Raw genomic sequence first — 12,114 nt, forward strand, 5'->3', positions numbered from 1 at the left:
CTATCCTACAATAAAAGCTGGGAATAGAATTAAGTCTTCCCGGCTTATTGATGAGTTTGCTAAGCTTTGCTATAGCTTATGTACTATGATGTTGTGATTTTACCGATCTACGTACCAAATTAGCGGTATGATTGGTAAGAGGGTCAGACTGCGTACCCTGACCCTATTTCGATCCGGGGCGGGATAAATCTTTATCAGTATGCGCCTAATCCGCTGTCATGGATAGATCCGTTAGGCCTTGCTGGATGTAATGCCCAACAACGGCGCAATATATCTGATTTACGAAATGGTAAAGATGTCACGGTTAGAAGTATTGACGAAGCAAGAGCATTATTAGATAACATGCCGGATCTTAGACCTCATGTTGACAATTTTCCTGCAAGGTCTGGAGAGCTTTATATTGGCACTAAATTCAGCGATGTATGGAAACAACCAGCGGGAACATATCGGGGTGATTTATATAATGTGAAAAATCCATTATCTAATGTTGTTCATAATTCTAAAAATCCATTACACGATAATAATCCGCACTATAATATTATCTTTGGTGATGGTACTAAAGCTGGGATAATTATCGTTCCTTAGTGAGGTTTGCATGAGAAATACAATAGATAATAGGATGTTAGATTCAATTCCATTAGTGGAAAGAACCATTGAATCGTCTGGAAATGAACTGCTTATTACATACAATATAATTGGTGATTTAGACTTCGATATTACACTCAGGAAAACTTATCAATCTTATGAACAATTAGAAAATTCAATTTTGGTTTTTTTATCTGATGAAAAAAAACATAATGAAGATATATTAAATTGGGATGATGATTTTTCCATTAAGCAGAAAAAAGCAAAAAAAGAACTATTTTTAAGATTTGCTACTGGTCAGTTATTCTTGCCCGATAATGGAGAAGGATTTGTTTTTGATGGTGATATAAATCACATGAGATCGTGGATGGATAAATTATAAAATCTTTGTGAGGTTTATTTTTATAAGTTGGGGAAATATTGAATTTCCTCAACTCTTTATTATTTAACCTCTCAAATCCCGCCTTCGAGTCTGCTCCGGTTTATCAACGGAATATCCCCGGTATTATTCAGTAAGCCGGGAAAATCTTTTAACCATGTCTTAACTTTCCAGTGATTAATATATGTCACGCTCATACCTTCAATACAGCCCCACAGTTCACGGGTATTATGCGGCGTGATCACGATGCAGTCTTTCATCACCCGAATTTTCACAGGCATCCCGTTAATAAATCTGGCCTGCGCCATCCAGTCGCCGCATAAACGAACCGAGCGTCCTTCAACGCATGAATAAAACTCACAGTGGGTAAAATCCGGCACAGTATCAGGATCGCGTATCGATCTCGCTTTTTTAGTGGGTTTCAGCAGATTGGCATTTTCTGCTGATGTTCATCGTGATCAACTGAGACTGGAAAAGAAACATCAGTATTACAGGGAACAGAAAGCGAATGCTACAACCGACTTGGGTTGCCGGAGACGGTGAACTCACCGGGGAAACAGCAGGACAGGTATACCTGGAATGCGCTGGGGCTGATGAGCAGCCACCGGCGTATCACGGGGAGCGTGGAGAGCTGGCGGTATACGCCGCGCGGTCTGCTGGCGGCGCACACGGATGAGGAGAAGCGCGAGACGCGCTGGCAGTACACGCCGGAAGGCCGGGTGACCGCGCTGACCAACGGCAACGGGGCGCAGTACCGGTTCAGTCACGATGCGGACGGCAGGCTGGTGCGTGAGGTGCGCCCGGACGGACTGAGCCGTACTTTTATCCTGGACGACAGCGGTTATCTGACGGCGATACAGACCACGGGCACGCAGGGCGGCGTGCGGCGGGAGACGCAGCAGCGGGATGCGCTGGGCCGTCTGTTACGGACGGAGAATGAACACGGCCAGCGGACGTTCAGCTACAACCGGCTGGACCAGATAACGGCAGTGACGCTCACGCCCACGGAGGCGGGGCAACAGCAGCACCGGATGCAGGCCGACACGGTGCGTTTTGAGTATGACCGCAGCGGCTGGCTGACGGCGGAGCACGCGGGGAACGGCAGCATACGTTATCAGCGCGACGCGCTGGGCAACCCGACGGACATCACGCTGCCGGACGGGCAGCACCTGACGCATCTGTATTACGGGAGCGGGCATCTGTTACAGACGGAGCTGGACGGCCTGACGGTGAGCGAGTATGAGCGCGACAGCCTGCACCGTCAGATAATGCGCACGCAGGGGCAGCTTGCGACGTACAGCGGCTATGACGACGACGGGCTGCTGAGCTGGCAGCGCAGTCTGGCGCCCGGCAGCGCCCCTGTTCTTCCCGGCCAGCGCCCGGCGCGGCAGGGCTGCGTGACGTCGAGGGACTATTACTGGAACAACCACGGCGAGGTGGGCACGATTGACGACGGCCTGCGTGGCAGCGTGGTGTACAGCTATGACAGAAGCGGTTACCTGACCGGGCGTTCCGGGCAGATGTATGACCATGACCGTTATTATTACGATAAGGCGGGCAACCTGCTGGATAACGAAGGGCAGGGTCCGGTGATGAACAACCGGCTGCCGGGCTGTGGTCGTGATCGTTACGGCTATAACGAGTGGGGCGAGCTGACCACGCGGTGCGACCAGCAACTGGAGTGGAACGCGCAGGGGCAGCTGACGCGGGTCATCAGCGGCAACACGGAGACGCACTACGGCTACGATGCGCTGGGGAGGCGAATCCGCAAGGCGACGTACGGGCGGCACACGGGTCATACGGCGCGGAGCCGGACGGACTTTGTGTGGGAGGGGTTCAGGCTGTTGCAGGAGAACGTGCAGCAGCAGGGCTGGCGGACATATCTGTACGATACGGAACAGCCGTACACGCCGGTGGCGAGCGTGACGGGAAAGGGAGAAAGCAGGCAGGTGTGGTATTACCACACGGACGTGACGGGCACGCCGCAGGAGGTGACGGCGGCGGACGGAACGCTGGTGTGGGCGGGGTATATCAGGGGGTTTGGAGAGAATGCGGCGGACATCAGCAACAGCGGGGCGTACTTTCACCAGCCGCTGCGGCTGCCGGGGCAGTATTTTGACGACGAGACAGGGCTGCATTACAATCTGTTCAGATATTATGCACCGGAGTGTGGCAGGTTCGTCAGTCAGGATCCGATTGGGCTAAGGGGCGGGATAAACCTTTATCAGTATGCGCCGAATCCGTTAAGTTGGATCGATCCATGGGGATTGACAGGGACATATATTTTCACTGACGGTACTACATATTATATTGGCAAAGGGCCTGAATCCAGAATGTATGATTCGATGGACTATCGTATAGGTGGTAGGGCTAATGCGATACAATTTGCGCATATGGATTTTGGTGATGATAAATTAGGTTTTATGGTCGAGCATCGTTTAATGGAAAAATATAATGCTCGGTATTCTCCTGATTTCGCGAATAGCGAACGTATAAGCTCACCTGGTAAGAGATTATATGATGCTGCCGATGCTAAGACACAAAGAAAAGTTAATCGATTAGCTAATAAATTAGATAGTAAATATAGAGCATCTAAGGGTTGTTAAGGAGGTATTATGAATTCAATTTATTATAACGAGAATACAGGCGATCTTGAAATACCGTTGGATATTCTATCCAAGGGAATATCTTATGCTGCAAAAAAGAAATTACATAACATAAAAATAGTCAGCCCAATAAAAAAAAGCAATGACAAACTTGATTTATCGCCATTGACTGAAAATGATAATATTCATTCACTTCATATTATTGATGATATCGATCTAAAAAAAATTGACTTATCGCCATTATATGAAATGAAAAATATAAAAAAATAATAATGAAGTATTTAAAAGGAAATATTGATTTTTCTAAATTTCAGAAGTTGGAAACTCTTTATATAACAAAGGCCGATGCCGAAATAGATGTTTTAAATATCGATACCCTGGTAGATCTTTTACTGGTTTCAATAAAAAACACTAATTGTGAATTTATATCTTCGCTTAGGAGCTTGAATACGCTGAGAATAAGTAGTGTCAGTATAGAAACTCTATCTGGGATAGAGCTTCTCAGTAATTTAAAGTCATTAAAAATTACCTACTCCCCCAACGTTATTGATATATCAAGTATAAATAAAATAAAAACCTTATCTTATCTGCATGTTGAGAAGTGTAAAAAATTAACTGAATTTTCTTTCCTAAGGGATAACGAATCTATATGTGATCTTTTTTTGTCAGATGTTGATTCACTCTCTTTTATTCCAGAAATGAAAAGTATTAAAAATCTTAAATTTTGGAACTTAAAAGATGGAGATTTAAGCTATTTGCTTAACTCTTCGACACTTAAAACTGTTGATTTTCACCCCGATAAAAAAAGTTATAGTCACAGGAAAGACGAAATAAATAAGAAAATAGGTAAATGAGAGGGGGCAATTATTGATATTTGCCGGGAACCATTGAAATTTGCCCAGCCTTTTTATTACTTAACTTTCAGAGCACCTTCATGGTTCCAGTCGTAACGGGCCCCGGCACCCGCGATGGCGTTTCTCACCCCGGTACGCCGCCTGCGTGGCAGCGTGGTGTACAGCTATGACAGAAGCGGTTACCTGACCGGACGCTCAGGTCAGATGTATGACCACGACCGTTATTATTACGATAAGGCGGGCAACCTGCTGGATAACGAAGGGCAGGGTCCGGTGATGAACAACCGGCTGCCGGGCTGTGGTCGTGACCGTTACGGTTATAACGAGTGGGGCGAGCTGACCACGCGGCGCGACCAGCAACTGGAGTGGAACGCGCAGGGGCAGCTGACGCGGGTCATCAGCGGCAACACGGAGACGCACTACGGCTACGATGCGCTGGGGAGGCGAACCCGCAAGGCGACGTACGGGCGGCACACGGGCCATACGGCGCGGAGCCGGACGGACTTTGTGTGGGAGGGGTTCAGGCTGTTGCAGGAGAACGTGCAGCAGCAGGGCTGGCGGACATATCTGTACGATGCGGAACAGCCGTACACGCCGGTGGCGAGCGTGACGGGAAAGGGAGAAAGCAGGCAGGTGTGGTATTACCACACGGACGTGACGGGCACGCCGCAGGAGGTGACGGCGGCGGACGGAACGCTGGTGTGGGCGGGGTATATCAGGGGGTTTGGAGAGAATGCGGCGGACATCAGCAACAGCGGGGCGTACTTTCACCAGCCGCTGCGGCTGCCGGGGCAGTATTTTGATGACGAGACAGGGCTGCATTACAATCTGTTCAGATATTATGCACCGGAGTGTGGCAGGTTCGTCAGTCAGGATCCGATTGGGCTGAATGGAGGTATTAACCTCTACCAATATGCACCGAATCCGTTAAGCTGGATTGATCCGTGGGGTTTGATCGGCAAGCCGTTGAATTCTCCATTAACGGATAAATGGTTAGATAAGGGAGGAAGTATCTGGCAGGAGATTGATGGTCAGACATGGGTATATCAAGATAAATATGGCAATGTAGTGAGGTATCCGGATGGATATCCAGACTTCAGTCCTTATGAGGTGCAACATGTTGATGTCCCCGATTTAAAAGGGAATCACCGCTTGGGTCCATCAGGAGATTTTGGCAAAGCCAATGCTTTAGCTCCCAAAGGGGCTGCCGATTTGGAAGTTAATACTTGGCATCATCATCAAAACGGAGTCACCATGCAAGAAGTTCCTAAAGACATACATAGTAGATTTACCCATCGGGGTGGTGTCTCAAATATTAGAAATAAATGTTTGTAAATGTGGAGTGCATATGCCTGTTTCATGTGGTAATGGTTTAGCCGAAAACCAAATTAGAGATCTGGAAAAAAATTTTTCATTATCATTTCCCGATGACTATAAGGATTTTCTGTCTCGGTATAACGGGTTTGTTGTTAAGCAGCCTGATTTTTGTGAATTTGACTATGATTCTGTTGATGATGGGGCCATTGCCTTTTATGCGTTATTCGGATACGGAATTTCAAATAGAAACGATGAATTAGTTTACCAGAATAATGAATATCTCGACGAGATAGATTTCATAAGCAATGCATTTATTATCGGCTCCGACCCGGGAGGAAACTACTTTGTCTTAGTATGTGAAGGTGAAAAGAAAGGCGTTTATTATTGGGATAGGACTCATTTACACTCGGAAGATGATTTACAAAAATTTGATATAAATGCTGAGAATGTAAGTGGGCCTCTCTATAAATTTAGTGATAACTTCTATGACTTTTTTGAGAGACTAGTTATAAATACGTTAAGCGCAGGGATGAAGTTGTACCGAGACTTGTAGTGTAAATGGAAGATCTTGGGTGTCATATGCGGTTGATGAAAGTATCAGCATGATGAAAAAATGACTGATTGTTTTTTTGCCCTATGATATTACCCATCGGTTAATGGATAGAATAATACTCATAAAGATGGAATGCTGATTAGAGTAAGACGATAGCATATGAACTATGATGCAGTGTTTTTTGTCATTTACATACAAAACTGACATTATGTTCCACAATCTGATTAGATCCACTATCCTTATCCAATCTCGCTGAGGGGCGGAATAAACTTATATGCGTATGCGCCGAATCCGTTAAGTTGGATCGATCCCCTCGGATTAAGGAAATCATGTTCAGGTTTTTCAAGTGCGGATGATGCTGCGAGATCTGCTCTAAGTAAATATAATCCGATGTCCATATTTAAAAACAGAGAGTACGGCGGAGTTATATTTAGAGCTAAAGATGGTTCTTACGGATATACACGTGGTCGTTTAAGAACCAGCAGAACAGCACCAACATTTAAAGACTCCGCAGGTGGTTTACCCAAAGGTTCTACACCAGTCGGGCAATATCACACGCACGGCGATTATTCAGATGCGGGTTTTAACCGGACGAATAAGGCAGGAGATTATCATGATAGTGATCAATTTTCTTCAAAAGATATATTTATTCATAATCAGGCAAATGGTTATTATCCTGGCTATACTGATGCTTTAGGAGCGCTAAGTGGCGGGTTCTGGAAGATTTTTGGTAGAGTCAGCGGCCCTGATGATGCGGTACCGTTATAAGGTGCGGGGGGAGATCTGATGAATAGAAAAAATCGTTGTGTTCTTGAGATTGATAAAGAATTAACTCCGTTCTTATTTAATGCAATTATAGCAATTAAAAATAGTGAGTGGAGTAAATTATACGATGTGGAAAATTTTTATTTGATTTTCAATCCTATTATCCGTAAAACAGAAAATGTAGAGTTCTATACTATTACATTTTTATCAGAGGAAATCACTCAAGATAACTGGATGGATATAGGTTCTGGTGGTATTGAGGTTAAAGAGGTAAATGTTAACATAAACGTAAAGACTAAAGAAGTCATCTCTATATATGGTGGTCGTTAGTATATTGGTCCGAGAGATATTCTCAAACCTCTTTTATTATTAATCCCCGGTCAGTCCACTAAACAATCACGTCCCACATCCCCTTAACTACCTGTTCAGCCTGATAAAGCTGTTCGCACAGCTTCTGCACCTCGTTACCGTCCGCCATTAGCACAATACACCCGTCCGAAATCTTCACCGTCACGCTGCGCCCGGTCTCAAATCCCGCTTCTTCCTGGCAGTCGCCGCTGGGGATTTGTGAGTAACAGGTGGTCATGCAGGTTTCGCTGTTGATGTGGCGGACGCTGGCGCCGGAGGCATTCATATTTGCTGACTAAATAAATTCTTATTTATCCGCCGGATGCTGGCTGATTGTGGAGCTCAGGGTGAGTGAGTATGGGCGCGACATCCTGGCACCGCGCCTCCCTCTCCCCGGCCAGTACCGGGCGGTGATGAGCAACCGGCTACCGGGGCCGTATTTTGACGATGAAACGGGCCTGCATTAAAATCTGTTCAGATATTATGCACCGGAGTGTGGCAGGTTCGTCAGTCAGGGCCCGACAGGGCTGTAAGGAGGATTAAATCCTTACCACTATCCGTTGAATCCCGTCACAGATACAGATCCGCTGGGATTGTTTACATGTGAATTATGTAGTCGCATGATAGATGAGACTAATAATAGTCTGGATAGTCTTCCATTTAATCCGGCAAAAATGTTAACGGCTAGTTTAAATATGGCTAATTCTGCAAGATTGCACGCAAGTGGGGTAGCCAAACTCGGGATAGGTATTGCTGCTGATGGATTTATTACATTGTCTCCAGTGGGCAATGTTTCTCTGGCATGGGGGCGTGGAATATCAAATTAGCAACTGCTTCATATAACAGGGAAAATTTATGATTATCAGAATCACTTAATGAAACCGACAAGGATAGGTGCTGGAGAAATTTATTAGGTGTATTGCCTTATAGTGAACAGTTTGACGATCCAGATGAGCCATCAATTAGCGATTTGTATAAAGAGAAATTCCATAACATGATGGATTCTCCAATGAATTTCATCAAAAAGATAGGGACATTGATGTTTGATGAATATGATTAATAAAATATCCATGTTGATCTTTATTATTGGAAGTATAAGCGCGATAATATGGGTATTATATGCCACTTTATCGAAAAGAGGGATGTTTAGAGATAATCTTAAAAAAATAATCAAGATAATATGTGATTTATTTTGGGGGATAGGCTGATAACTCTGAGTAAAGAATATCAGAGACTGTACATGAAATTATTAATCCTTCGTTGAATAAAAGCCGGGAAATCATTATAGGCGGATAACCGCATCACGGAAGATATGCAGTACGTGTACCGGTATGGCTGTTACGGGAGGCTGACGCCGGAGCAGATGGCGGGACAACTGGAGCCGGAGTACACACCCCAAAGGAAAGAGAGGTTTGTGCGTATTATTCATTGTGTGATCATAGCGGTACAGGTACTTCTGCTGGTTTGTTATTCACAATATCAGCCCCTGATGCTGATTTATTACCAGGAATATCAGAGTCTGGAGGGGATTCTTATGGGGCACTTCTTGCGGGAATGGCTTATACAGATGCTTGTGATCAAACTGATAGTTATAAATATACAAAAGGTGTGAGTATGGGACCCGGATTTGGAGACTAGGGGGAACTCACATGCTTCCGGCATTCGAGGTGTCTATCGGAGATTTTCGATCTGATGGATAAGGAATATGATTGGTTACCAGGTGAATTCAAGTGAAAAGAAATAGATTTTTTCTATCGTTACTATTTATGGTGTTGATTGTGTTGTTCGTTATTCTATTTTTTACATGGTTAGGTAGAGAGAATATTAAAAATGATAGCGCTATTCGAGAAGTTGCGAAAGAAGAAGTTGATAAGCTTTTTTCTCTTTATAATGAAGGGGAGTATGCTGAGATATATGATTTGTCATGTGACTCTTTCAAAAATGCCACTGCGAGAAAAGATTTTTTAACAGTTATGGGAACTAAAATGAAAATACTCGGTGAATTTAAAGGGCGAAAACTTCAATATAGCAATGTCATTAATTCAAAATCCGTGGAGTTATATTATAGAGTGGACTATATTAACTATTCTTTAATTGAAGAATTTAATTATATTAAAAATGATGGACAAAAAATATGCTTGCAAGCAATGTATACGGATGATGCGGGGAAACATGGGGAGGTAATTAAATTACATTAATGTGTGATAACTCCAGTTAGAACCTATCCCAATGCGATGAAGAATCGGGGCTGTATTATAACTAGCGCCGTTTCTATAATCCGGGACTGGGAAGGTATATTACGTAGATCCAATAGGGCTGAAAGGGGGATGGAGCCGATATCATTATCCGCTGAATCCTATTACAGATAGTGATCTTCTTGGTCTTATTACTTGTGGTACTGATAGAGGTGATTCTGGCAAGTTATTAAGATGAAAAATGGTTGAAAATAATTGCATTAGTGAATGCTTATTTATGTCTTTACCTACAAAAAGTAACGGATTTGCTTGCTGGAATTGTGTTAACGAATGTAAAGGAAATCAAGGCTATTGATGTTTTACTACAGGAATAGATATGGTTAACGATAAGGATACAGCTATATTAATTAGTGATTTAATGTTGAGATTCAGTAAGGAGCTTGATGAATCTGTTGCTGTTGTTCAGTCCCGTTGTGATGAGGATGAATTTAATGTATATCGAGAAACGGTTGGTTTTATCATGGGTGAAATGCTTATTAAAATAATGAATCCATTATATGAAAAACATCCCGAAATAAAACCAAAAGGATTGAAATAAAACATCTGGAACCGGAGGAATAATGTGTAAAAGCCGGAGGGGTTATCTTTTCCCGGCTTTTTATTATCAATTACTCATTAACTCCTGTTCCGTTCTTTTGCGTTTAATCACCGGAATATCTCCGGTATTGTTCAGCGCCCCAGAAATTTTTTTAACCACTGTTCTGCACTCCGTTTATTAATGCGGGTTACGCCCATCCCTTCAATACAGACAAAGAGTCCGTGGGTATGCTGCGGCGTGAGCACGATGCAATCCCTCATTACCCGCACCTTGACGGGCATCCCGTTAATAAACCCCGCCTGCGGCATCCATTCACCGTACAAACGAACTGAAAGTCTCTCAATGCGTGAGTATGTAAGTATCCCGCATAATCGAGCCATTCACATTTAGAGATCATCCGACATAATCAATCTGCCAACGCAGGAGATCGCTGTGCGTAAAGCCCGTATTACTGCGCACCAGATCATCGCTGTGATTAGATCAGTCGAATCCGGACAGACTGTTAAAGATGTCTACCGGGAGGCCGGTATTTCGGAAGCCACCAGGGACAACTGGAAGTCTGGATACGGCGGCATGGAAGCTTCTGATATTAAATCTTGAGGATGTCAACGCCAGGATTTATGGTCGTTTTTCGCTATTTTTAATATCCGCTGTTTGATCACTTCTGCTGTCCGCTTTCCGCCATTTCATCTTCACTGATTGGCGTTGCGCTTTTGGTCAGCGCCCCGACTTTGCGTTTTTCCTTCAGTTGGTAACTTTCTCCTTTGATATTCAGTGTGGTTGAGTGATGCAGTAGCCGATCCAGGATCGCTGTTGCCAGCACGTTATCACCGAACATCTCTCCCCAGTCTGCGAAGCCTTTGTTTGACGTCAGGATAATGCTCGCTTTTTCATACCGTCGGTTCAGCAGTCGGAAGAACAGACTGGCTTCCTCGCTGGTCATTGGCAGGTAACCTATTTCGTCCAGGATCAGCCCCCGCGCATAGCTCAGTTGTTGTAGCTGGCGCTCCAGGCGGTTTACCAGCTTCGCTTTCATCAGCGTCTACTAGCCTGTCCTGCGGCATGAACAACCCCCGATGGCCCACATCTGCCGCTTTCACACCGGGGGCAACGGCCAGGTGGGTTTTCTCCACTCCGGGGGCCCCAGCAGGATCACATTCTCGCAGCGCTCCACGAACGCCAGACCGGCCAACTCCCGGACGACCTTACGATCGATGCCTGGCTGGAAGCTGAAGTCGAACTGCTGCAGCGCCATGCACAGGAATGTCGACTTATTTTTGGGCTGACAGAGGCATTGGTCGTTAAGACTTGTATATTCATGTTGCTTACTCGCACAAAAGGGGGAAAGGAACCGTAAACAACATTGACAGGTAAGGGACTGGCATCAATTTGAATGGTGTTTTTTTATAACATTATGTTTTAAAAGGTGAATTGTATTTTCATGGTGAATTATTCTGTTTTATGTTGTTATTTATGGAATATTTAACCAATATTTTATCTAAAAATAGTGTATTATATTGATTACACTTTGCTGGAGAGGTGTAAACATCAAGCGTAACCATATGATGTATATAAGTTTTTGTTTGCTGATATCATATTTTTAACAGATATTGAGCAAGTAAATCTGATCTAACTGTAACTTTAGTTTTCTAAATTAATTACTTTGCTTACTTTTTTTTACCTGGTTTTGTAAAACCTCATGATGATCAGTCTATTTGTGGCTTTGTTTAAGGTTTATTTGGTTTTGTAGTCTGAATTGTATCTCCCTCCTGGAGGGCTTTCTTTAGATTCTCTGTCTCCTACGTTGTTATGTTACGTATTTGTTGCTTTGAAGGAGGGGAAATACAGTTCCATTTATCTGAGTAAGTCAGGTACACAGTAACAACTTTCTTATGAAGAATTTCCAAAATTTTT

10 protein-coding genes and 10 pseudogenes are annotated in these 12,114 nt (G+C 44.2%); 16 read left to right on the top strand and 4 right to left on the bottom strand.

What is annotated here, in order from left to right; genetic code table 11:
• Positions 1 to 156: 156 nt before the first annotated feature.
• From NA986_RS10485 to NA986_RS10495, 3 genes and pseudogenes are all read left to right on the top strand, one after another.
• A pseudogene (locus tag NA986_RS10485) lies at positions 157 to 246 on the top strand (RHS repeat-associated core domain-containing protein); the annotation flags it as partial.
• A 96-nt stretch (positions 247 to 342) separates the two neighbouring features.
• Positions 343 to 585: a hypothetical protein gene (locus tag NA986_RS10490; protein ID WP_240890590.1), complete on the top strand. Its 243-nt coding sequence runs from the start codon at positions 343 to 345 to the stop codon at positions 583 to 585.
• A 34-nt stretch (positions 586 to 619) separates the two neighbouring features.
• Positions 620 to 967, top strand: a complete 348-nt coding sequence (locus NA986_RS10495; RefSeq protein ID WP_240890591.1) for a hypothetical protein — start codon at positions 620 to 622, stop codon at positions 965 to 967.
• Positions 968 to 1,038: 71 nt separating this feature from the next.
• Here NA986_RS10495 and NA986_RS10500 read toward each other — a convergent pair whose 3' ends face one another.
• On the bottom strand, positions 1,039 to 1,272 hold the full coding sequence (locus tag NA986_RS10500) for a hypothetical protein (protein WP_000035941.1): 234 nt from the start codon (positions 1,270 to 1,272) through the stop codon (positions 1,039 to 1,041).
• Between the two features lie 204 nt (positions 1,273 to 1,476).
• On the opposite strand from NA986_RS10500, the pseudogene NA986_RS10505 reads away from it, so the two are divergent.
• From NA986_RS10505 to NA986_RS10540, 8 genes and pseudogenes are all read left to right on the top strand, one after another.
• Positions 1,477 to 3,570: pseudogene (locus NA986_RS10505) on the top strand (RHS repeat-associated core domain-containing protein); the annotation flags it as partial.
• A 9-nt stretch (positions 3,571 to 3,579) separates the two neighbouring features.
• A complete protein-coding gene (locus tag NA986_RS10510) occupies positions 3,580 to 3,840 on the top strand; it encodes a hypothetical protein (protein ID WP_023216764.1) in 261 nt (86 codons plus the stop codon).
• A gap of 2 nt (positions 3,841 to 3,842) precedes the next feature.
• The gene (locus NA986_RS10515) at positions 3,843 to 4,424 is read left to right on the top strand and encodes a hypothetical protein (protein WP_240890592.1); all 582 of its coding nucleotides are present in this window, start codon (positions 3,843 to 3,845) and stop codon (positions 4,422 to 4,424) included.
• Positions 4,425 to 4,565: 141 nt separating this feature from the next.
• Positions 4,566 to 5,378, top strand: a pseudogene (locus NA986_RS10520) (RHS repeat-associated core domain-containing protein); the annotation flags it as partial.
• Between the two features lie 279 nt (positions 5,379 to 5,657).
• Positions 5,658 to 5,759: pseudogene (locus tag NA986_RS10525) on the top strand (HNH endonuclease); the annotation flags it as partial.
• Between the two features lie 13 nt (positions 5,760 to 5,772).
• The gene (locus NA986_RS10530) at positions 5,773 to 6,294 is read left to right on the top strand and encodes an SMI1/KNR4 family protein (RefSeq protein ID WP_023203424.1); all 522 of its coding nucleotides are present in this window, start codon (positions 5,773 to 5,775) and stop codon (positions 6,292 to 6,294) included.
• A 243-nt stretch (positions 6,295 to 6,537) separates the two neighbouring features.
• Positions 6,538 to 7,062 (top strand): annotated as a pseudogene (locus NA986_RS10535) (DUF4329 domain-containing protein); the annotation flags it as partial.
• 18 nt (positions 7,063 to 7,080) lie between these two features.
• Positions 7,081 to 7,389: a hypothetical protein gene (locus NA986_RS10540; protein ID WP_023216761.1), complete on the top strand. Its 309-nt coding sequence runs from the start codon at positions 7,081 to 7,083 to the stop codon at positions 7,387 to 7,389.
• A 58-nt stretch (positions 7,390 to 7,447) separates the two neighbouring features.
• On the opposite strand, the gene NA986_RS10545 is transcribed toward NA986_RS10540, so the two are convergent.
• Entirely contained in the window at positions 7,448 to 7,693 is a 246-nt protein-coding gene (locus tag NA986_RS10545; RefSeq protein WP_023216760.1) for a hypothetical protein, read from the bottom strand.
• Between the two features lie 136 nt (positions 7,694 to 7,829).
• Here NA986_RS10545 and NA986_RS10550 point away from each other — a divergent pair.
• The 4 genes and pseudogenes from NA986_RS10550 to NA986_RS10565 form a co-directional block, all read left to right on the top strand.
• Positions 7,830 to 8,003, top strand: a pseudogene (locus tag NA986_RS10550) (RHS repeat-associated core domain-containing protein); the annotation flags it as partial.
• Positions 8,004 to 9,137: 1,134 nt separating this feature from the next.
• A complete protein-coding gene (locus NA986_RS10555) occupies positions 9,138 to 9,605 on the top strand; it encodes a sugar tyrosine-protein kinase (RefSeq protein WP_000828178.1) in 468 nt (155 codons plus the stop codon).
• A 29-nt stretch (positions 9,606 to 9,634) separates the two neighbouring features.
• Positions 9,635 to 9,792: pseudogene (locus tag NA986_RS10560) on the top strand (RHS repeat-associated core domain-containing protein); the annotation flags it as partial.
• A gap of 130 nt (positions 9,793 to 9,922) precedes the next feature.
• Positions 9,923 to 10,200: pseudogene (locus NA986_RS10565) on the top strand (hypothetical protein).
• Between the two features lie 131 nt (positions 10,201 to 10,331).
• On the opposite strand, the gene NA986_RS10570 reads toward NA986_RS10565, so the two are convergent.
• Positions 10,332 to 10,580: a SymE family type I addiction module toxin gene (locus NA986_RS10570; RefSeq protein WP_023216986.1), complete on the bottom strand. Its 249-nt coding sequence runs from the start codon at positions 10,578 to 10,580 to the stop codon at positions 10,332 to 10,334.
• A 52-nt stretch (positions 10,581 to 10,632) separates the two neighbouring features.
• Here NA986_RS10570 and NA986_RS10575 point away from each other — a divergent pair.
• Positions 10,633 to 10,794: pseudogene (locus NA986_RS10575) on the top strand (transposase); the annotation flags it as partial.
• Positions 10,795 to 10,858: 64 nt separating this feature from the next.
• On the opposite strand, the pseudogene NA986_RS10580 reads toward NA986_RS10575, so the two are convergent.
• Positions 10,859 to 11,455, bottom strand: a pseudogene (locus tag NA986_RS10580) (ATP-binding protein).
• Positions 11,456 to 12,114: the final 659 nt, after the last annotated feature.

Source organism: Salmonella sp. NW177 (genome assembly GCF_051811585.1).
GTDB lineage: Bacteria > Pseudomonadota > Gammaproteobacteria > Enterobacterales > Enterobacteriaceae > Salmonella > Salmonella enterica.